This window comes from Streptomyces sp. NPDC005791 (assembly GCF_042871485.1).
Classification (GTDB): domain Bacteria; phylum Actinomycetota; class Actinomycetes; order Streptomycetales; family Streptomycetaceae; genus Streptomyces.
Genome location: NZ_JBIAIP010000006.1, coordinates 197,626 through 217,149, shown reverse-complemented (window position 1 = coordinate 217,149; position 19,524 = coordinate 197,626). Strand labels below are relative to the sequence as shown.

18 protein-coding genes are annotated in these 19,524 nt (G+C 69.9%); 5 read left to right on the top strand and 13 right to left on the bottom strand.

Translation table 11 applies throughout. The features are described from left to right. Positions 1-30 precede the first annotated feature (30 nt). The gene (locus tag ACFYSH_RS14405; protein WP_359468666.1) at positions 31-1,527 is read right to left on the bottom strand and encodes a hypothetical protein; all 1,497 of its coding nucleotides are present in this window, start codon (positions 1,525-1,527) and stop codon (positions 31-33) included. 231 nt (positions 1,528-1,758) lie between these two features. Here ACFYSH_RS14405 and ACFYSH_RS14400 point away from each other — a divergent pair, with 231 nt between their 5' ends. Beyond that, entirely contained in the window at positions 1,759-2,898 is a 1,140-nt protein-coding gene (locus ACFYSH_RS14400) for an aminoglycoside phosphotransferase family protein (RefSeq protein WP_359468664.1), read from the top strand. A 100-nt stretch (positions 2,899-2,998) separates the two neighbouring features. Here the strand turns inward: ACFYSH_RS14400 and ACFYSH_RS14395 are convergent, their stop codons facing one another. Next, positions 2,999-4,327, bottom strand: coding sequence for a peptidoglycan recognition family protein (locus tag ACFYSH_RS14395; protein ID WP_359468661.1), 1,329 nt, complete (start codon positions 4,325-4,327; stop codon positions 2,999-3,001). A 245-nt stretch (positions 4,328-4,572) separates the two neighbouring features. Here ACFYSH_RS14395 and ACFYSH_RS14390 point away from each other — a divergent pair, with 245 nt between their 5' ends. After that, positions 4,573-6,840 (top strand): terpene synthase family protein, encoded by a 2,268-nt coding sequence (locus ACFYSH_RS14390; protein ID WP_359468658.1) that lies wholly within the window; start codon positions 4,573-4,575, stop codon positions 6,838-6,840. Here the strand turns inward: ACFYSH_RS14390 and ACFYSH_RS14385 are convergent. Together ACFYSH_RS14385 and ACFYSH_RS14380 are read right to left on the bottom strand one after the other, a co-directional pair. Beyond that, on the bottom strand, positions 6,779-7,279 hold the full coding sequence (locus tag ACFYSH_RS14385; protein ID WP_359468655.1) for a hypothetical protein: 501 nt from the start codon (positions 7,277-7,279) through the stop codon (positions 6,779-6,781). The two genes, ACFYSH_RS14390 and ACFYSH_RS14385, sit on opposite strands and share 62 nt — an antisense overlap. A gap of 46 nt (positions 7,280-7,325) precedes the next feature. Then, on the bottom strand, positions 7,326-7,727 hold the full coding sequence (locus ACFYSH_RS14380) for an ACT domain-containing protein (RefSeq protein ID WP_359468653.1): 402 nt from the start codon (positions 7,725-7,727) through the stop codon (positions 7,326-7,328). 124 nt (positions 7,728-7,851) lie between these two features. Here ACFYSH_RS14380 and ACFYSH_RS14375 point away from each other — a divergent pair, with 124 nt between their 5' ends. Then, a complete protein-coding gene (locus ACFYSH_RS14375) occupies positions 7,852-8,937 on the top strand; it encodes a right-handed parallel beta-helix repeat-containing protein (RefSeq protein ID WP_359468650.1) in 1,086 nt (361 codons plus the stop codon). A 34-nt stretch (positions 8,938-8,971) separates the two neighbouring features. Next, positions 8,972-10,057: a methyltransferase gene (locus ACFYSH_RS14370; protein ID WP_388752569.1), complete on the top strand. Its 1,086-nt coding sequence runs from the start codon at positions 8,972-8,974 to the stop codon at positions 10,055-10,057. 73 nt (positions 10,058-10,130) lie between these two features. Here the strand turns inward: ACFYSH_RS14370 and ACFYSH_RS14365 are convergent, their stop codons facing one another. The 7 genes from ACFYSH_RS14365 to ACFYSH_RS14335 all read right to left on the bottom strand — a co-directional run bounded on the left by ACFYSH_RS14365 (position 10,131) and on the right by ACFYSH_RS14335 (position 15,388). Next, positions 10,131-10,463 carry a TcmI family type II polyketide cyclase gene (locus ACFYSH_RS14365; protein WP_359468644.1) on the bottom strand — a complete coding sequence of 111 codons (333 nt, stop codon included), beginning with the start codon at positions 10,461-10,463 and terminating at the stop codon, positions 10,131-10,133. A gap of 19 nt (positions 10,464-10,482) precedes the next feature. Continuing rightward, positions 10,483-10,962, bottom strand: coding sequence for an SRPBCC family protein (locus tag ACFYSH_RS14360; RefSeq protein ID WP_388752566.1), 480 nt, complete (start codon positions 10,960-10,962; stop codon positions 10,483-10,485). A 1-nt stretch (position 10,963) separates the two neighbouring features. Next, positions 10,964-11,221 carry an acyl carrier protein gene (locus tag ACFYSH_RS14355; protein WP_359468640.1) on the bottom strand — a complete coding sequence of 86 codons (258 nt, stop codon included), beginning with the start codon at positions 11,219-11,221 and terminating at the stop codon, positions 10,964-10,966. A 16-nt stretch (positions 11,222-11,237) separates the two neighbouring features. Continuing rightward, the gene (locus tag ACFYSH_RS14350) at positions 11,238-12,497 is read right to left on the bottom strand and encodes a ketosynthase chain-length factor (protein ID WP_388752563.1); all 1,260 of its coding nucleotides are present in this window, start codon (positions 12,495-12,497) and stop codon (positions 11,238-11,240) included. Then, positions 12,494-13,765 carry a beta-ketoacyl-[acyl-carrier-protein] synthase family protein gene (locus tag ACFYSH_RS14345; protein ID WP_359468635.1) on the bottom strand — a complete coding sequence of 424 codons (1,272 nt, stop codon included), beginning with the start codon at positions 13,763-13,765 and terminating at the stop codon, positions 12,494-12,496. The genes ACFYSH_RS14350 and ACFYSH_RS14345 overlap by 4 nt, the downstream gene beginning before the upstream one ends. Next, the gene (locus tag ACFYSH_RS14340) at positions 13,762-14,205 is read right to left on the bottom strand and encodes a cupin domain-containing protein (protein WP_359468632.1); all 444 of its coding nucleotides are present in this window, start codon (positions 14,203-14,205) and stop codon (positions 13,762-13,764) included. Before ACFYSH_RS14340 ends, ACFYSH_RS14345 begins: the two co-directional genes overlap by 4 nt. 64 nt (positions 14,206-14,269) lie before the next feature. After that, on the bottom strand, positions 14,270-15,388 hold the full coding sequence (locus ACFYSH_RS14335) for a TcmI family type II polyketide cyclase (RefSeq protein WP_359468629.1): 1,119 nt from the start codon (positions 15,386-15,388) through the stop codon (positions 14,270-14,272). Between the two features lie 272 nt (positions 15,389-15,660). Between ACFYSH_RS14335 and ACFYSH_RS14330 the strand changes: the two genes are divergently transcribed. Beyond that, the gene (locus ACFYSH_RS14330) at positions 15,661-17,295 is read left to right on the top strand and encodes an FAD-dependent monooxygenase (RefSeq protein WP_359468627.1); all 1,635 of its coding nucleotides are present in this window, start codon (positions 15,661-15,663) and stop codon (positions 17,293-17,295) included. A gap of 42 nt (positions 17,296-17,337) precedes the next feature. Here the strand turns inward: ACFYSH_RS14330 and ACFYSH_RS14325 are convergent, their stop codons facing one another. Both ACFYSH_RS14325 and ACFYSH_RS14320 read right to left on the bottom strand, forming a co-directional pair. Next, positions 17,338-18,858 (bottom strand): alpha/beta fold hydrolase, encoded by a 1,521-nt coding sequence (locus ACFYSH_RS14325; RefSeq protein WP_388752790.1) that lies wholly within the window; start codon positions 18,856-18,858, stop codon positions 17,338-17,340. Between the two features lie 56 nt (positions 18,859-18,914). Continuing rightward, on the bottom strand, positions 18,915-19,478 hold the full coding sequence (locus tag ACFYSH_RS14320; RefSeq protein ID WP_359468622.1) for a TetR family transcriptional regulator: 564 nt from the start codon (positions 19,476-19,478) through the stop codon (positions 18,915-18,917). Positions 19,479-19,524: the final 46 nt, after the last annotated feature.

The window sequence follows — 19,524 nt, the reverse complement described above, 5'->3', positions numbered from 1 at the left end:
CGCCGTGTGTACGTCGACGACGCTGCCCGGTCAGATCCGGGAGCCCCTGGCCTTCTTGTTGGACGCGCGGGGGGGCAGGACGAGTTCGATCTCCTCGCGCAGGTCCTCGATCTTGGCGTGACCCGCGAACTGACCGGTGAGCCGGTACATCTCGCGCAGCCGGTCCCAGGTCCGGTGCGAGGAGGTCTCCCCCATCGACACCAGGGCGAGCCGCGCGTAGCGGTCGGCCTGTTCGGGGTCGTCGGCGATGAAGCACGCCGAGGCGAGCGAGATGTAGTCGAACAGTTTGGACCGCTGGCGACCGTTTATCCGCAGGGCGAGCGCCTGCTTGGCATGGCGTTGGGCAGTGGTGGCCGCACCCGGGTCGTGCTCGGCGAGCGTACGGAAGGCCAGAGCCTGCATCCCGTGCATGTCCGCCTCGTCGAACATCTGCATCCAACTCGGCGACGGCACATCGCCCTTGTCCGAGACGAAGAGCTCTTCGGCCTCGCCCAGGGTGCGTCGCATGGCCTGCCCGCGTCCCATCGCCGCCTGCGCCCAGGCCTCGATGGTGTGCAGCATGGCGCGGGTGCGCGGCAGGGTCTCCTCCCCGGAACCGGACTTGGCGAGCTTCATGAGGTCCAGGGCGTCGTCCGGTCGGCCGAGGTGGACCATCTGGCGGGCGGCGCGGGAGAGTGCCTCACCCGCGCGCGGACGGTCCCCGCCCTCACGCGCCGCGTGGGCGGCGATCACGAAGTACTTCTGGGCGGTGGGCTCGAGGCCGACGTCGTGCGACATCCAGCCGGCGAGCACCGCGAGGTTGGCGGCGACACCCCAGAGACGGCGCTGCAGATGCTCGGGGTGGTGGTAGGCGAGCATGCCGCCCACTTCATTGAGCTGGCCCACGACGGCCTTGCGCTGGAGCCCGCCCCCTCTTGAGGCGTCCCAGGCCCGGAACACCTCGACCGAGCGCTCGAGAGCCTCGATCTCCTCGGATCCGACGGGCGCGGCTTCGTAGAGGTCGAAGCCGGCACTGTCGGCGTACAGAGGATCATTGTGTCGGGGGCCCCGTACTGCCGGAGCCGGATCGGAGTGCAGCCAGTCGTGCATGGCGCCGGTGAGAGCTGAGCCAGCGGCGAGCGCGGCGCCCGCGCCCACCAAGCCGCGTCGGTTGAGCATGAGGTCCATTCCCGTGAATTCGGTGAGGACCGCTGCCGTCCGTTCGGGCGCCCACGGCAAACCGTCGGGATTGTCTTCCGTCCCGGCTTTTCGCCGCTTCCCCACACGCCCGCGCCGGCCGAACCCGAGGTCCTCGATGGTCACGACACGGCCGAGCCGCTCGGTGAACAGAGCCGCCAGCACTTCGGGCACAGGATCACGGGGGGACTCCCCCATGTCGATCCAGCGCCGCACCCGCGAGGTGTCGGTGGCCAGTTGGAGGTGGCCCATGGCCGCCGCCTGCCTGTTCACCATTCTCGCGAGTTCGCCCTTGGACCAGCCGGCCAGGCCGAACAGGTCAGACAGGCGGGTGTTGGGTTCTCCGGTCACGTCAAGCCCCCAGGTTCTCGGCTGACTTGACCCTAGCTCCCTGGCCGATGCCCGGCGAATATTCGCCAGGGTTCGCCAGGGGTCGCTAGATGTTGTGCCACCCGCCGTCCGGTGTCAGGTAGGAAAGCGCCACCCCGCCCGGCAGCCCTAGGTACTCCCCAGGGTGCCGAACGGCCGTCGGACGGGGCGGTGCACGCAACTTGTCGGCGCACGAAGGGATCTGTCTCGCCCATGTACACAGCATCGTCCTCCGTGTCCGCCCCGCCCCGGCCGCTCCGTCCCTTGGGGACAGGCGGCGGGCCGTATCTCGACCCCCGCGCCGTGTCACCGACGTCCGGCACGGGTCGGACCCGGCGGGCGGCGGGGCCGGGCTCCCAACCACTCAGCGGAAGACTGGACCTGTCCGGCGCGCAGGGCGCGCAGCTGCGGATGGCCATCGCCTCGGTGCACCGCATCTGCCCGGAGTTCAATCCGGTGCAGGTGCTGCGTCGCAGCGGGCGTTCGGTGCTCATCGTGGGCACCACCGGTCGCGCGACCGCTGTGGCCAAGTGCTTACTCGATCACTCCCCCGCGTGGACGGAGCGGTTCCGGCACGAAATAGCGGCATACCGTGCGTTCGTCAGGCACCGCCCGCCGGTCCGGGTCCCGCGGCTCATCGCCGCCGACCCGGAGAACTGCACCCTGGTGATCGAGCGGATGCCCGGCCGTGTCGCGGCTCTGACGAGGCATCCCGCGGAAGCGCCGCCCCGTGCGGACCTACGGGCCGTTCTCGGAGCGGTCAGCCAGGTCAATGCCTGGAGGCCGGCGGCAGGTCTGTTCGACGCGCCCTTGGACTACGCCTCACGCATCGCCCGATATCACGAGTTGGGGCTCTTCACCGATCGTGATCTGGGCGACCTGCAGAAACTGCTGCACGGTCTGGCACATGCGGGTGGTCGGCAGGGCATGGGCCAGTTCTGTCACGGCGACGCACTGCTCTCGAACATCCTGCTGCCGCCCACCGGGCCCGTGCTGGTCGACTGGGAGCACGCCGGCTGGTATCTGCCCGGGTACGACCTGGCGACGCTCTGGGCCGTGCTCGGTGACGCACCGGCGTCACGGCGGCAGATCAGCCAGCTGGCACAGACGAAGGGCGCCGCTGCCCGTGACGCCTTCCTGGTCAACCTCATGATCGTGCTGACCCGGGAGATCCGTACGTACGAGACGGCTGTGCAGCGTGCCATGCGGGAGGGCGCGCCGGCCGCGGGTGGCGGGCAGGCGCGGCAGGGTGTGCTGACTTCCAGCGAGGAGCAACGACTGCTGCTACGCAGGCTGCACGACGACTGCGCGATGGCCCGGCGGGCCGTGCGGGCAGCAGTGGGTACACGCTGACCAGCCGGTTCGACCGGCCTGACCCACGGGGGAAGCGCGCTGCGGGACCGGTGCCGACACATGGGTCCCGCAGCGCGCCGTTCGGGGTCTCAGTCGCTGATCAGGAACCGGCTCGCACCACATCGACGTCGGACGCCCTCACGAAGCCGATCCGGTGACCGATCTGGACTGTCATGTACGTCCGCGTTCCGTGGAAGTACGTATGGTCGTACGGCTTCGAGGCGTCGATCGTCGGTGCGTAGTAGTAGCCGGTGGGCGCCGCGCCACCGCCGGGAAAGGCCTGCCCCGTCTTGATCGTGTAGACGAGTGGACCGCCCACGGCCGGCTTGGCGAAGTCCGTCGGATACTCCGCCTTCTCCGGGTAGGCGACGCCGTACACGGGCACTTCCCTCTTGCCTCCCTTAGGCCGCACGACATGGCCGGATGTGGGGCTGACGACCCGGCTTCCAGGAGGGGTACGCAACCACGCCTTCTCGCCGTACCACCAGATCGCCGTCCAGCCGGGTGCTCTGTCGGCAACGACGGCCTGCTGTGTGGCGTTGATCTTGCTTCCCCAGTCCGCGGCGCAGTTCGTCCCCGGCGAGCCGTCCGGGTGCACTCCCGGATCGGAGAAGAGCGGCGAGGCCGCGGACGGCCCGGTGTGCAGCGGGACCGCGCTGCTGCCCTGCCTGGGCAGGTCGACACCTTTTGCACAGTCCCGGAACTCCTGCTGGTTCTCGGTGAAGTCCGCGCTGACGGTCACCAGTTCGCTGCCGCTGGGGGCGCTCGGCACGGTGGGCCTGCCGAGCAGCGCCATGAAGCGGTTCCAGTCCCAGTAGGGGCCCGGGTCCCAGTGCATGCCGTGCGTGCCGGCCGCGCTGGTGGGCGGCACGCCGTCGTGGCCGAGGATGTGCTGCCGGTCGAGTGGGATGTCGTACTTCGCAGCCAGGTGACGCACCAGTCGTGCGGTCGAGCGGTACATCTCAGGGGTGTACCACGTGGCGCCCTCGGCTGCGACGCCCTCCTGCTCGATGCCGATGGAGTGGGTGTTGAGGTACCAGTTGCCCGCCTGCCAGGCGACGTCCTTGTTCTTCACCATCTGCGTGACATGACCGTCGGACGAACGCACCACGTAGTGGGCGGAGGACTGACTGGCCGGGTTCTGGAAGATCCTCAGCGTGGTGTCGTAGTCGACCTCGGTGTCGTGCAGGACGATGAACTTGACGGCGTTGCTGTCGGGCCGGTTCGCCGTGTCGTAGTTGCCGTAGGTGTCCTTGTCCGCCGGGTCGCCGGTCTGCTGGTAGGCCGCGGGGACCCAGTCGCAGACCAGAGCGCGCGGGCATTCCGGTCGTACGGTGTCCGCACCGGCTGCCGGGGAGAGGAGCGCCATGCTCAGCGCTCCCACCGTGGTCAGTGCGAGGGCGCATCCGGTCCTCTGCTTCGACGTCATGACAACCCTTCTCGGACCTGGTTGGCGAAGCGGTTCCCGGGGCGCTTCCCTCGCGTCCCTCCGGTCGGCGCACGCTCTGTGGCGGCGGGTGTCGGTGAGTCAAGAGTGCAGTGTGCCACCGGACTCGCGTTTGTGTGACTATTCCGCGCTGTGCGTGCCCCGGATGGCCGAGGGGTAGCTCTGGCGCGGACAGGACCGGTCCGCGTGCACCGCGCGGAGTCAGATTTCGGAAAGGCCGGACGCACATGGCACAGCCCTTCTCACTGCCGGACTTCTACGTGCCGTACCCGGCGCGTCTCAATCCTCATCTGGAGTCGGCCCGGAGCCACACCCGGACATGGGCGCGCGGAATGGGGATGCTGGAGGGCTCCGGGATCTGGGAGGAGAAGGATCTCGAATCCCACGACTACGCGCTGCTCTGCTCCTACACTCATCCCGACTGCACGGCAGAGGCCTTGTCCTTGGTCACCGACTGGTATGTGTGGGTCTTCTTCTTCGACGACCACTTCCTCGAACTGTTCAAACGCACTCCGGACCGTGAGGGCGGGAAGCGGTATCTGGACCGGCTGCCCGCCTTCATGCCCATGGAGCGGGGTGCGGCGACGCCGGAGCCGGCCAATCCGGTGGAAGCAGGGCTGGCCGACCTCTGGACCCGGACCGTTCCGGGCATGTCCGATGCCTGGCGGACCCGGTTCGCCGAGGCGACGGAGAATCTGCTCAACGAATCCCTGTGGGAGCTCTCGAACATCAACGAGGGACGGATCGCCAACCCTGTCGAGTACATCGAGATGCGCCGCAAGGTGGGCGGGGCACCCTGGTCAGCGGGTCTGGTGGAGTACGCGGCGAACGCCGAGGTGCCCGACGCCGTGGCTGGTTCGCGCGCGCTGCGAGTGCTGAGGGACGCGTTCTCCGACGGCGTGCATCTGCGCAACGATCTGTTCTCGTACCAGCGCGAGGTCGAGGAAGAGGGCGAGAACAGCAACGGCGTACTGGTCCTGGAGAGGTTCCTGGGTTGCTCGACGCAGGAGGCGGCGGAGGCGGTCAACGATCTGCTGACCTCCCGTCTGCAGCAGTTCGAGAACACCGCCCTCACCGAACTCGGTCCGCTGTGCGCGGAGAAAGGGCTGAGCGCCGACGAGACGGTCGCTGTCCTCGCGTACGTGAAAGGGCTCCAGGACTGGCAGTCCGGCGGTCATGAGTGGCACATGCGGTCCAGCCGCTACATGAACGGCGGTGGCGCGGGTGAGAGCGTGCGGCCCGGATTCGGTATGGCTGCCGCATCACTCCGTTTCACCCCCCGCTCCGAATCGTTCCGCAGGCGCAGCCACACCCATGTGCCGTACCAACACGTCGGCCCGTCCCTGCTGCCCGACTTCGAGATGCCGTTCAGCACGACGTTGAGCCCGCATCTGGACGGGGCGCGCGGCCGGATCGTGGAGTGGTCGCGCCGGATGGGGCTTCTGGAGGCGCAGCCGGGCGTGCCGGGTTCGCACATCTGGGACGAGGAGCGGCTCGTCGCGACCGATCTGCCACTCTGCGCGGCGGGGCTGCATCCCGACGCGACGCCGGACGAGCTCGATCTGTCCTCGGGGTGGCTGACCTGGGGTACGTACGGCGACGACTGGTTCCCGGTGGTACACGGCCGGACCCGTGATCTGACCGGGGCGCGGCTGGCCAACGAGCGGCTGTCGCTGTTCATGCCGTTGGACGGAGCGTCCGTTCCCGAGCCCGTCAACGCTCTGGAGCGGGCGCTGGCCGATCTGTGGCGGCGGACGGCGGGGCCGATGGACGACGACGCCCGACGGACCTTCCGCGAGGCGGTGGAGTCGATGACGGCGAGCTGGCTCTGGGAGCTGGCGAACCAGGCGCAGAACCGGATCCCCGATCCGGTGGACTACATGGAGATGCGGCGGGCCACGTTCGGCTCGGACCTGACGATGAGCCTGTGCCGGCTGGGTCACGGCAGGAAGGTGCCGGACGCCGTCTACCGCAGCGGCCCGATGCGGTCCCTGGAGAACGCCGCGGCGGACTACGCGTGCCTGCTCAACGACCTTTTCTCGTACCAGAAGGAGATCGAGTACGAGGGTGAGGTGCACAACGGCGTCCTGGTCGTGCAGAACTTCTTCGGGGTGGACTATCCGACGGGGGTCGCGATCGTGCACGACCTGATGAATTCACGGATGCGGCAGTTCCAGCACGTAGCCGAGCAGGAACTGCCGGTTCTGTACGACGACTTCGATCTGGGCGCGGAGGCGCGGGACATTCTGGCCGGCTACGTGGTGGAGCTCCAGCACTGGCTGGCGGGCATTCTGATCTGGCACCGGGACTGCCGGCGCTATCGCGAGGAGGATCTGCGGCGGGGCACCGGAACCCCGTGGCACATCAGCGGGCCCACGGGGTTCGGGACGTCGGCGGCGCGGGTCGCACGGCTGCTGACGAGGGGGGGATCTTTCAGCCCTGCTGGAACAGCTCTGCGGGCAGTGGCTTCAGCAGGGCGTACAGATCGTCGGTGATCGGCCGGTCCCAGCTGGCGATGGTGACGAGTACGCCGTCGCTCCGGTCGAACTGGACGCAGGAGATCCGGCTCTCGGAGAGCTTGATACGGCGCACGACCAACAGGCTGTCGCCCTGCATGACGGGCACGTCCTCGGTGCCGGTCACCTCGACCGGCTCGTCGTTCTCGAGGGCGAGGAGCAGCTGGGCGACCTCGAAGGGGACCTGGCCCTCCTCGGTCTCGCGGGCCGGGGAGCCCTCCGGCAGATTTCCGATGATCATCGCGGGGCCGCGTCCGCCGAACAGGTCGTAGCGCAGGAACACCCCCTGGCAGCTCCCGTCGGGAGCGGGGAGCAGACCGGCGCCGAGGTTGCCGGGCCAGTCTCCCGGGTCCATGGCCAGGACGTCGAAGTCCGGGCCCGCGGGTGTGGCGGCGCTACGGCGGCGGAGGAAGGACATGGGGCCATGTTACGTGTCCCGGCTCACGTTGCGGAGCCGGGCACTCCTACGCGGACTCCGCGGCCAGCGCTTCGAGTACCCGGACGGCCTCGGTCGCACGCGCATACGGCACGAACAGATGGTCGTGGTGGAATCCGGCAACCACGTTGCAGCTGATCCCGGCATCCGTGAGTGCCAGGGAAACCGCCGCGGTCAGTCCGACGGCGTCCAGCGCGGAATGCACACGGAGCGTGATCCAGCCGGCCGTGAACTGGTACGTCAGTCCTGCAGACGCCGCCTGTGCCTCGGCGACGACGAGGGTCAGCCCCTCCCGCTCGGAGACGGTGACCACCGGGGTGACACCGGTGGGCAGCTCGTCGCCGGGCACGGTCGTCCAGACGTAGCGGCCGGGCCTCAGCTCCGGTCGCATGCCGCGCAGCAGTGTTCGAAGATCACGCTCAGCCGTCATGGGGGCCACGCTACGGCTGTGCGGAGGTCATGCGTGCGGTGGGGAGTAAGCCATTCGGGCACGCCATGTATCCATACGCTCACCTTGCGTGGCACCTGCGGTTGATCGCCCATAGCTTCGGCTCATGAGAAAAGGACACATGAAATGCCTGGCGGGCATCACCGTCGCCACGGCCACGGCCCTGGGCCTCGCGGCCGTTCCCTCCGTCGCGTCCGGCGACAGTGATCATGTGGTGCGCCCGGGCGAATCGATCCAGAGTGCGGTGGACTCCGCGAAGCCCGGAGACACCGTCGTCGTGCTGCCGGGGACGTACCGCGAGAGCGTTCTGATCACCAGGCCCGGCCTCACCCTGCGCGGAACCGGCAAGCGGACGGTGATCACACCACCGGCCGCGAAGGGGGCCAAGGCCACCAACGCCTGCGCCACGGGCGGGAACGGCATCTGTGTCGTCGGGACGAAGGGCCGCACCGTCGAGGATGTCCACATCCGTTCCCTGACCGTCTCCGGCTTCGCCAAGAGCGGCATCTGGGCGTCCTGGACGGACGGGCTCTCCGTGCACAGGGTGGCCGCCCGGGGGAACGGCACCTGGGGCATCGCGCAGGAACGGTCCACCCGCGGCGACTTCCGGCACAACACCGCGACCGGCAACGGCGACGCGGGCGTCTTCGTCGCCAACTCGGTCACCGAGGAGGGCGGTGCGATGGACACCGGCGGGACCCTGATCGTGGACAACTCCATGAGCGGCAACCGCATCGGCGTCACCGCCCGCCGGGTCCGCAACCTCGTGATCGACGGCAACAACCTGACCGGCAACTGCAGCGGCGTGTTCGTCGTGGGTGACGAGTCCAAGCCGGCGGCCGGGGCGATGACGATCAGCGGCAACCGGATCGTCGAGAACAACAAGTTCTGTCCGGCGACCCCTCGTCTGTCCGCGATCCAGGGGTCCGGCATCGTCCTCACCGGCAGCCAGGCCACGACCGTGCGTTCCAACGTCGTCCGGGACAACGTCGGCTCCACCCCGCTCTCCGGCGGCATCCTGCTGTTCAAGAGCTTCGTGGGGGCGCTGAACACCGACAACACCATCAGCGAGAACCTCGTGCACGGGAACAAGCCGGCCGACCTCGCCAACCGCGACACCGCGGGCACCGGCAACAGCTTCGTCAGCAACACGTGCGGGACGTCCGTCCCGGCCGGGATGTGTGCCGGATGACGGCACACCTCCGTACCAGCAGGAAGGAGACCGTATGACCATCGTGAGTCCCACCCCCGACACCGCTCCCGTCACGCCCCCTCCCGCCGCGTCGAACGCTGACGCCGCCCCTACCCCGCCGCCGTCCATGCGGCTGCGGGAGCTCGCGTTCGGGGCGGCCTGCGCGGCCGCCGTTCGCGCGGCGGCCAGGCTGGGTGTCGCCGACGCGCTGGGCGAGACGCCGGCATCGGCCCCGGAGCTCGCCCTGGTCGTGGACGCCGAGCCCGCACCCCTGCGGCGGCTGCTGCGCGCGCTGTGCTGCTACGGGATCTTCAGCGAGACGGCGGACGGGAAGTTCGTCCACACGGAGATGTCCAGACTGCTGCGCGAGGACGACCCGAACAGCCTGCGGTACATCTCCCTGTGGTGCACGGAGCCGTGGACCTGGGAAGTCTGGCCGCGGCTCGACGACGCGGTGCGCTCCGGCACGAGCGTCTTCCCGGAGACGTTCGGCAAGGGCTTCTTCGAATACCTCCACCAGGACGCGGGTGAGTCCGCCCAGGTGTTCAACCGGGCCATGACCTCCTCCAGTGTGCAGTCCGCGCAGGACGTCGCGGACCTCCTGGACCTCACCGGGGTGTCCTCGGTCGCCGACATCGGCGGCGGTCAGGGGCACGTACTCGCGAGCCTGCTGGAGAAGCACCCCTCGGTCCACGGCACCCTCCTGGACCTGCCGGGTGTCGTGGCGCGTGCGGACGCGCGGCTGCGGGAAGGCGGCAGGCTCGCGGACCGGGTGCGGATCGTGCCCGGGGACTGCCGTAAGGACATCCCGTTCGAGGTGGATCTGTACGTCATCAAGAACATCCTCGAATGGGACGACGAGAGTACGCGCAGGACCCTCGACAACGTGGTCGCCGCGGCCCGTCCGGGCGCTCGTGTGGTGGTCATCGAGAACCTCGTCGACGACACCCCGTCGATGCGGTTCACCACCGCCATGGACCTGCTGCTCCTGCTCAACGTCGGTGGCGCGAAGCACACCCGGGAGAGTCTGGTCGGACGGCTGTCCGCCGCGGGCCTGCGGGTCGACGGTGTCCACCCCGTCAACGCGTACCTGCACGCCTTCGAGTGCTTCGTGCCGTAGCACGCGGCCCCGGCGCACGGAGTCGCCCCGGGTCCGGCACTCAGGTGCCGGACCCGGGGCGATCGTTCGTGGGTCATGCGGAGCCGTCGCGCTGCCAGCGGTAGAACTGCTGCGCCATCGCGTCCTTCGGACCGCGCCAGGTCTGCGGGTCGTAAGGGCTCACGAAGGCGGTCAGCTGCTCGCTGACGGCCTTGAACTCCGGGTGCTCCGTCACCTTGGCGATCTCCGGTCCCGGGGGGCGGTCGGATTCGATCAGGTGCAGATACACATCGCCGAACTGGAACAGGGTGCGCCTGTTGACGCCGACGAGGTGGGGCAGTTCGGTCCTGTCGGACGCCTCGAAGAGCTTCGCGATGTCCGGTGCGGATTCGGGCGCCATCCGGGCGACGATCAGTGCGTGATGCATCCGGCTGCCTTTCCGCGCGTCAGCTGGCGGGGACCGAGGCAGAGCGGCGATCCCGGTCGCGCTGCTCGATCTTGTCGCGGATGAGTTCGAGCTGGACGCGCGAGTTGCGGTTGATGTTGTCGGTCATCCACGCGTCGTCGACCGGTGCGTCGGGGCGCATCGCGAAGTCCTGACGCCAGTGCATGCGTGTGCCGCCCGGAACCTCCGAGTACTCCCACCGGATGTCCATGTGCTGGAACGGGCCGGGCTCGACCCGCCGGGCGCGTACGTTGCGTCCCTGACGGTCCGTGGTGCGCTCGGAGACCCAGCTCCAGACCTTGCCGTTGTCGTCGGGGTGCATGGTGAGCCGGAAGGTCGTCTTCTGCCCCTCACGTTCGATCACCTCGACGGCCGCGTACTCGCTGAACAGCTGCGGCCAGTTCTCGAGGTCGTTCGTCATGTCCCAGACGAGGTCCAGGGGGGCGGCGATGGTGATCTCGTTCTCGGTGTGTCCGGGCACGTCAGGCTCCTGTCACGAGGGTGTTGTTGACGAGGTCGAGGAACTCGCCGGGCGTCTTGCACCGGTCGGCGTCCACGGGCAGCGGGTGGCCGTACCGGTTCTCCAGCGCGGCCACGATGCCGAGCAGGCCGAGCGAGTCCAGGCCGTACTCGTCGAAGGCGGAGCCGGGGCGGCTCGCCATCTCCGACGGGTCGACCGTCAGGCCGGCGCCGTTCTTCATCAGCGTGGCCAGTTCTTCGTACGTCAGCTGAGCGGTCATGAGGGACTACTCCTTCTCACAGCGGGGGGTCGGTGGGGCGGCGCAGTACCAGGGCCGAGTTCGAGCCCATCAGCCCGCGGCTCAGTACGAGCGCGGTACGCAGTTCGGCGGGGCGCGCGCGTCCGGTGACCACGTCCAGGTCGTGGCACACCTCGAAGACGTTGGGCGTCGGCGGGATCAGGCCGTGCTCCATGGCCAGCACTGCGGCGGCGGTGTCGAGCACCGGTGCGCCGCAGTAGGCGCGGCCCGTTCCGGTTTTGGGCGCGGTCACCGGGACGCGACGTCCGTGCGTGCCCAGGGCGTCGACGATGGCCAGGGCCTCGGCCCGGTCCGCGGAGGGCACGCCCATCGCGTCCGCGAAGACGACGTCGATCTCCTGCGGTGCACAGTCCGCCTCGCGGAGCGCCCCTTCGATCGCCCGGGCCAGCCCCGCGCGGGAATCGTCCCACCGGGCCGCGCCGGTGAAAGTGGCGGCGTGGCCGGCCAGTTCCGCCCGGACGCGTGCGCCTCGGTCGCGGGCGGCCGTCTCCTCCTCGACCACCAGCATCGCGCCACCCTCGGCCGGCGCGAATCCGCAGGCGCCCGCGGTGAAGGGCCGGTAGGCGCGGGTGGGGTCGTCGCAGAGGCTGAGGTCTTCGTAGCCGAGCTGGCAGACGACCGAATACGGGGCGAGCGGGGCCTCGGCCGCGCCGACGACGACGGCGTCCGTGCCCCGCCGGATGGAACGCCCGGCGTGCATCAGCGCGTCCAGGCCGCCGGCTTCGTCACTGGCCACGACGGCGCACGGCCCCTTGAAGCCGCCCCGGATCGAGATCTGACCGGTGCTGGCAGCGTAGAACCAGGCGATGGACTGGTAGGGGCCGACGAAGCGGGAGCCCTCACCCCACAGCCGCTGCAGCTCGCGCTGGCCGAATTCACCGCCGCCGGATCCGGCGGCGGTGACCACGCCCACCTTGAAGGGCGCGTCTTCGTAGTCCGCGCGTCCGAGCCGCGCGTCGTCCAGGGCGAGATCGGCGGCGGCCATCGCGTAGTGCGTGAACCGGTCGGTCTGGACGAGGAAGCGCTCCTCGATGTACGCGACGGGGTCGAAGTCCCTGACCTCGCCCGCGACCCGCAGCGGGAGGTTCTCACAACCCGCACGGGAGACGAGGTCGAGGACGCTGGCACCCTCCTGGGTCTGCTTCCAGAAAGCACCGGCGCCGATCCCGTTGGGAGCGACGACACCGATTCCCGTGATGACGGAACTGCGGCGTGCCGGGGTTGCCGGGGTGTTCATGGGGTCCTCCCGCCTGATCGGGTCATGGCGACGGCGGACTGGAACCCGCCGAAGCCGCTGCCGACCGAGAGCACGCTGCGCAGCTTGAGGGGCCGGGCGGTGCGGGGTACGTAGTCGAGATCGCACTCGGGGTCCGCGGTCTCGTAGTTGGCCGTCGGTGGCACCGTCTGGTGCTTGAGGGCCAGGACACAGGCGGCGATCTCGATGGCGCCGATGGCGCCGAGGGAATGGCCGACCATCGACTTGATCGAGCTCATCGGCACCTTGTACGCGTGCGCGCCCAGGGCCCGTTTCACCGCTGCCGTCTCGTGCCGGTCGTTCTGCTTGGTGCCCGAGCCGTGCGCGTTGACGTAGTCGACCTGCGATCCGTCGAGGCGTGCGTGCGCGAGAGCGATGTTGATGGCCTCGGCCATCTCCACTCCCTCGCTGGTCAGTCCGGTCATGTGGTAGGCGTTGCCGAAGGTGGCGTAACCGGATATCTCGCAGTAGACGGTCGCGCCGCGGGCGCGGGCGTGCTCCAGTTCCTCCAGGATGAGGACGGCACCGCCCTCGCCCATGACGAAACCGTCCCGGCGTGCGTCGAACGGCCGGGAGGCGTGCTCCGGGTCGTCGTTGTTCGCCGAGGTCGCCTTGATCGCGTCGAAGCAGGCCACCGTAATGGGGGTGATCGGCGTGTCGGACGCTCCGGCGACACAGATGTCGACCCGCCCCTCCTCGACCGAGTGGAAGGCGTACCCGATCGCGTCGAGGCCGGAGGTGCAGCCTGTGGAGACCGTCTGAACGGGCCCGTGCGCGCCGACCTCCTCCGCGACCGCGGAGGCGAGGGTGCTGGGCGCGAACGCCCTCTCCAGGTGGGCGCCCGCCGGCCGGTGGTCGACGTCCCAGCGCGCACCGCTGCCGCTGACCGCTACGTAGTCGTGCTCCAGACGGGTGGTGCCGCCGACCGCGGTCCCGAGGGACACCCCCATACGCCAGGGGTCCTCCCTCTCGAGGTCGAGTCCGGCATCGCCCAGTGCTTCCCTCGCCGCCACCAGGGCGAACTGGATGTACCGGTCCGAGCGGGCGATCAGGTCCGCGTCCAGGCCGTGGGCGACCGGGTCGAAGTCGCACTCGGCGGCGATGCGCGAACGGAACTGTGCCGGGTCGAACAGCGTGATGCCGCGGGTCGCCGTACGGCCGTTGGCGAGCAGGTCCCAGAACGCCGGGGCGCCGATGCCACCAGGTGCGACGACGCCCACCCCGGTGACGGCCACGCGCCGCCGGGTCATGAGGCCGCCCCCGTTCGTTCTGGCGGCGCGTAGCCGTCACTGGGGTCCGCCGTCTCCGTGACCTCGGTGTCCACGTGCCCGAGCTCGGGGCGCGGGGCGAGCGGACCGAGGTGGAAGACCATGCGGGCCTCCACGTCGCCCACGTTGCGGAAGCGGTGCCGGACGTGCGGCGGGATGAGCAGGCCTTGGTCGGGTCGCATCGCGTGCGCTTCGCCGTCCAGGTCCACCTCGAGGAGTCCGTCCACGACGTACACGAATTCCTCGGAGTACGGGTGGTAGTGCTCGCCGATGCGGTCACCGGGGGCGACGATGGCCAGCCCCATGAAGCCGCTGGTGGCGCCCACCGCCGTGGGTGTGAGCATGGCGCGCAGGTCGCCCCCGCGCCTGCGGTTGGGCTGAGTCTCGCTGAGGTCCACGATGCGAGGCCGGTGGGTGGTCATGGCTGTTCTCCTCCAGGCACGTTGTGTGGCGGCAGCAGGGACCGGCCCTGCTGCCGGTGACGCGTCAGGACTCGGTGGCCCGACGGTCGGTGATCAGGTTCATCTCGGCCTGCGCGAGGAAGCGCGCGGCCTCCTGGTCGGTCGTCGGCATGCCGTTCGCACCGCCGTCGAGCAGACGGCCCAGCGTGGCCGCCTTTCGGTCACCGTCGATGCCGAGTGCCCGGGCGGGCTGTGCGTCGAGTGGGCCGCTCACTTCGAGAAGCCGCACCACGATGTCGTCGCGCTGGAAGATCGTGCTGCTCTCGATGCGGCTGGACGCGTCGTTCGCCGCTTCTTCGTCCTGACCGGCGAGCAGCCTGGCCAGTGCCATGCCGCAGCCTTCCTTGGCCTGGTAGAACAGCGAGTGCCGCTGGACGTCCTCGGGGGCGTGACGGCCGGCCGTCACGTGGTGGACGGTCGGGAGTGCGGCCCGGGTGAAGAACATCCGGGCGGAGTCGGGGTCGCCGAGGTCGCGGTCCTGCTCCAGATACGGGTTGATGGCCTCCTCCACGGCCCTGACCTCGGGCTGGCGGGAGACGTGGCGCAGGGCTGCCATGAGGTCGCCTTCGACCTCGACCGCCCGCACGACACGGTTGCCGTGCATGAAGAGCGAGGTGCGGCGCAGCCGGGTGTTCTCGTCGACGCGCGCCTGCGGGGAGTCGTAGTCGGCGAGGATCTTGGCGACCCTTTCCTCCGTGCCCGGCTTCACCGTGAAGGTGAGGGCGTGACGCACGACGCCGTCACCCAGGCGGGGGGCTGCCTGGAGGCGGCCCTTGACAGGCTCGGGGGTGTTCTCGAACGCGGCCCCGGTCTCGCGCAGAACGCTGAAGCGAAGGGATCGCGTGTCGCGTACACAGCTGTGCAGCGGCTGCACCGTCGCCACGTGCTCCTCGCTGTTCACCCAGGCGAGGAAGGGCGGCGCGCTCTCCCACTCACTGGTGATCAGCCACTGCGAGGGGTTCTCGATGGACTGGCACAGCTGGTCGCTGATGTGGCCGGGGATGGAGGCCACCTGGTTTCGCATGTGCTCGTACGCCTCGAGGAACTGGTTCTGGGCGCCGTCGTGCAGGTCCAGCAGCAGTATGACCCGGAGCCTCGAACCGTCGAAGGCGGACTGAGATATCCGTTCCGAGAGGGTTGTCATCTTTCGCTCTCCTTCGAGACGGTGCGGCGGCCACGTCCCGTGGCCCCTCGTCATCCGTCGGTTTCGGTGGAAGCGGCGCAGATCCCTGCCCGCCCGCACGTGACGTCCGTCCCCGCTCCGCGAGCATCGCTCCCGCGACTGATCGTGGAACGGCGGTACCGGTGGCGCGAGATTTATGAACCGTTCAGGTGAGGTGTCGGCCGAAACCCGGCCGAAGTCCTCCTGCGGGGCATGGACACTGCATCCGTCACGCGTCCGAGCTGGAGCAACTGATGAACGAGAACGTCGACCTCCGCGTACCGGTCCTCGTGGTGGGAGGCTCCCTGGTGGGCCTGTCCGCCTCCCTCTTCCTGAGCCGGCTCGGCGTCCGCCACCTGCTGGTGGAGAAACACGGCAGCACTTCGACCCACCCGCGGGGACGCGGGAACAACGTCCGCACGATGGAGCTGTTCCGTGCCGCGGGTGCGGAGCAGCTGATCAGGGACGCCGCATCCGTGCTGGCGGACAATCACGGCATTCTTCAGGCCCGGTCGCTGACCGGCGACGACCAGGAGTGGCTGTTCAAGGAGATCGACCCGGGCGGCGGGCTCGCACGGTTCAGCCCGAGCGGCTGGTGCCTGTGCAGCCAGAACGACCTGGAGCCGGTGCTGGTCGCGCATGCCCGGGCACAGGGCAGCGAGCTGCGCTTCTCCACCGAGCTGCTCACCTTCGAGCAGGACGCGGACGGGGTCACCGCCGTGGTGAAGGACCGGGAGACCGGGGAGCACACCACCGTGCGCGCGGACTATCTCGTCGCCGCCGACGGGCCCCGCAGCCCGGTCAGGGAGCAGCTGGGCATCGGCCAGTCGGGGCCGGGTGATCTCTTCCACAACGTGAGCATCACGTTCCGCTCCCGGCAGCTCGCCTCCGTGGTGGGCGACCGACGCTTCATCGTCTGCTATCTGACCAATCCGGAGGCGGACGGGGCGCTGCTGCCCGTGGACAACGTGGAGCGGTGGGTGTTCCACGCGCCGTGGCAGCCCGACCTGGGCGAGACACTGGAGGACTTCACCGACGAACGGTGCGCGGAGCACATCCGCAGGGCGGTCGGTGCGTCGGACCTGGACATCGAGATCACCGGCAAGGCCCCGTGGCACGCGGCCGAGCGGGTGGCCGAACGGTACGGATCCGGCCGGGTCTTCCTCGCCGGTGATGCGGCACACGAGATGTCGCCCACCGGGGCGTTCGGCTCCAACACCGGTATCCAGGACGCGCACAACCTGGCGTGGAAGCTGGCTGCCGTGCTCGGCGAGGCGGCGGGGCCGGGGCTTCTGCGGACGTACGAGGAGGAACGGCTGCCGGTGGCGAAGGCTACGAGCGCGCGTGCGTCGGCCCGTTCGGGGGAGCACAGCCACCCGGGGTACGCCGGATCGCCCGGCCCTGGCGGCGGACGCAAGGGCGGCATGCTCACGGTCGCACTCGGCTACCGCTATGTGCGGGGTTCTGTCCTGGGCGTCGATCCCGGTCTTCCGGTGGTGCCCGAGGGCATGGGACTGACGGGCGAACCCGGCACGCGGGCACCCCACTTGTGGCTCGAGCGCGACGGCAGGCGCGTGTCCACCCTGGATCTCTACGAGAAGTCGTTCGTGCTGCTGTGCGACGCCCGGTATCCGGACTGGCGTGCGGCGGCGGAGCAGGTGGCGAAGCGTCTGGCGGTCCCCCTGGACGCTTACGGGATCGGTCCCGCCCCGGGTGCGGACCTGGCGCCCGAGAACGGGGCCGACTGGGCCGCCGCCCACGGCACGTCCGCCGAAGGTGCCGCTCTCGTGCGCCCCGACGGATTCGTCGCCTGGCGTTCCGTGGGGGCGGCCCCGGACCCTGAAGCGACCCTGTACGAGGTCATGTTGACTCTGCTCCACCGAGACTGACGCGCCGGGTACGGCGGACGGGCCCTGGGACTTGGGGGCCCGTCAGCCGACCCCGAACGACCTGAGGGCGGCGAGGAACCCCTGAGGGTTGTCGGCGTGCACCAGGTGGCCCGCGTCGACGGAGGTGAACTGCCCTGCGGGTATCTGCCTTGCCATCCAGACCAGTTGCTTCTGGTCGATGTGGCTGCGGGCGCCTCCGACGACGAGCACCGGGGCGGTGATCTCGCCCAGGAGCTCCCGGGCGGCCGGGTCCGGGGCGTTCAGCTGGGCGTCGATGGACGGGACGACCTGCCAGTCGTAGCCGAGTTCTTCCGACGGCTGCTCGGCCGGCGCGCGGGGTGGGTCGAGCGGGAGCAGGGGCGGGGCATCCTCGATGACCAGTGTCCCGACCAGCGCCGGGTACCGCTCGGCGAGCAGCAGGGCTGCGGCGCCGCCCATGGAGTGCCCGACCACCGTTGCACCGGAGAGATTGCGGGCCTCCAGGAAGGCGTGCAGGTCGTCACGGAAGAACTCGAAGGAGTAGCGGCCCGGCCAGTCGCTGAGGCCGTGGCCCCGGAAGTCGAGTGCGTACACCCGGTGCCGGGACGCGAGTTGCTCGGCGATGCCGGTCCAGTCAAGGCTGCTCCCGCCCCGCCCGTGGGCGAGGACGACGGGCGGGGCCGCAGGGTCGCCCCAGGTGCGGTATGCGAGCCGGATCCCGCCTGCCTGCACGCTGCTGACGTCGGGGTCGAGGAAGGCGGCGACGGTGCGGGTGAAGGCACCGGGGTCGTCCATCCACGGAAAGTGGCCGGCGCCTCGCTGGACGGCGAAGTCCGCCTGAGGGAAGAGCGCGGCGAGTTCCGCGGCTCGGTCGGGGCTGGGGCCGCCGTCGTACTCCCCCGCGAGGACGAGCACGGGGACAGGCAGCTCCCGCAGTGCGGCGACTGTGGCGTCGGTGTCGAGGCCGCTCTCCGGGTAGTAGAGCGAACCTGCCTCGGCGTTCCGCTGCCCGGGGGAGGCGGCGGCGTGCGCCTGTGCCGCCGCGTCCCAGCGCCCGTACATGAAGGGCCGGATTCCGGCCCAGGCCTCGGGCGTGGCACGCCCTGCCTGGATCTCCTCCAGTGCGGCCCTGGCCTCGGCGTACCACGGTTCGTGGGCGCGCAGCTCGGCTGCGTCGCGCCGGTCCTGGTCGGTGGCGGGCAGGCCCAGGGTGCCGGTGCCGGGTGTGATGAGAGTGAGGGAGCGCAGTCGCTGCGGGTACTTCGCCGCGTAGATCGCCGCGAGTTCGCCGGAGGCGGAGTGGCCCAGCACATCGGCCTGTTCGAGCCCGAGGTGTGCACGGAGCGCCTCGACGTCGTCGACGAGCCGGTCGATGCGGTACGTCGACGGGTCCTGGGGGACGGCGGAGTCTCCGGTGCCCCGCAGATCGAAGAGCACCAGTCGCCGTGTGCGGGACAGACCGCCGAGGTCGCCGAAGTAACGGGCGGCCCGCATGGGGCCACCGGGCAGGCAGATCAGGGGTTCGCCCTCGCCCACCAGGTGGTAGGCGAGTTCGGTTCCGTCGTACGTGTCGAAGAGCGGCATGGCTGCCATCCAAACAGGGCGGGTGGTCCGATGCGAACGCGTACGCCCACAGCGCATCAGGTGACGGGTGCGTCTGCCAGGAGCCGGGCGGCCGCCCTCTCTGCCTGGCGGGCGGGCTCAGGCGTCCCGGAGACGGCCGCGGTGACGATCGCACCTTCGGCGAGCAGGACGTGCGCGAGGGCTGACTCCTGCGACCCACCCGCGGCCACCACCAGGCCGGTGACGTAGGCCCTGAAGGCGTCCGTGTGCCGGCGTGCGATGCCGGCGACGGCGGCGTCCGTCGCTCCGAGTTCACCGAAGCTGTTGATGAAGGCGCAGCCGCGGAAGCCCGGCTCGGAGAACCACACGTGCAGCCAGTCGAAGACCGCGAGGACCCGGTCCTGCGGGGAGCCCTGGCGGTTGTCCACGTAGGCGGCGAGTTCCGCGCGCCACCGGGTGTCCCGGGCCTCGAGGCATGCGCGGACCAGTGCGGACTTGGAGGGGAAGAGGGCGTACAGGCGCTTGAGCGGGACACCTGACGCGGTGCGGATCTCGTCCATCCCGACGGCCTGGATGCCACGGGCGTAGAAGAGGTCTTCGGCGGCTTCCAGTGCCGCGGTCCGTGCCTGTGCGAGATCCACCCTGATTCCCCTTGCCGCCTTGCGCGAGAACGTACGTTCTCCTACG

Coding starts and splice junctions, on each gene's coding strand:
- ACFYSH_RS14375 (WP_359468650.1), top strand. CDS start 7,852: ATGAGAAAAGGACACATGAAATGCCTGGCGGGCATCACCGTCGCCACG.
- ACFYSH_RS14325 (WP_388752790.1), bottom strand. CDS start 18,858: ATGCCGCTCTTCGACACGTACGACGGAACCGAACTCGCCTACCACCTG.
- ACFYSH_RS14395 (WP_359468661.1), bottom strand. CDS start 4,327: ATGACGTCGAAGCAGAGGACCGGATGCGCCCTCGCACTGACCACGGTG.
- ACFYSH_RS14365 (WP_359468644.1), bottom strand. CDS start 10,463: ATGCATCACGCACTGATCGTCGCCCGGATGGCGCCCGAATCCGCACCG.
- ACFYSH_RS14400 (WP_359468664.1), top strand. CDS start 1,759: ATGTACACAGCATCGTCCTCCGTGTCCGCCCCGCCCCGGCCGCTCCGT.
- ACFYSH_RS14380 (WP_359468653.1), bottom strand. CDS start 7,727: ATGACGGCTGAGCGTGATCTTCGAACACTGCTGCGCGGCATGCGACCG.
- ACFYSH_RS14335 (WP_359468629.1), bottom strand. CDS start 15,388: ATGACAACCCTCTCGGAACGGATATCTCAGTCCGCCTTCGACGGTTCG.
- ACFYSH_RS14385 (WP_359468655.1), bottom strand. CDS start 7,279: ATGTCCTTCCTCCGCCGCCGTAGCGCCGCCACACCCGCGGGCCCGGAC.
- ACFYSH_RS14340 (WP_359468632.1), bottom strand. CDS start 14,205: ATGACCACCCACCGGCCTCGCATCGTGGACCTCAGCGAGACTCAGCCC.
- ACFYSH_RS14330 (WP_359468627.1), top strand. CDS start 15,661: ATGAACGAGAACGTCGACCTCCGCGTACCGGTCCTCGTGGTGGGAGGC.
- ACFYSH_RS14390 (WP_359468658.1), top strand. CDS start 4,573: ATGGCACAGCCCTTCTCACTGCCGGACTTCTACGTGCCGTACCCGGCG.
- ACFYSH_RS14355 (WP_359468640.1), bottom strand. CDS start 11,221: ATGACCGCTCAGCTGACGTACGAAGAACTGGCCACGCTGATGAAGAAC.
- ACFYSH_RS14350 (WP_388752563.1), bottom strand. CDS start 12,497: ATGAACACCCCGGCAACCCCGGCACGCCGCAGTTCCGTCATCACGGGA.
- ACFYSH_RS14370 (WP_388752569.1), top strand. CDS start 8,972: ATGACCATCGTGAGTCCCACCCCCGACACCGCTCCCGTCACGCCCCCT.
- ACFYSH_RS14345 (WP_359468635.1), bottom strand. CDS start 13,765: ATGACCCGGCGGCGCGTGGCCGTCACCGGGGTGGGCGTCGTCGCACCT.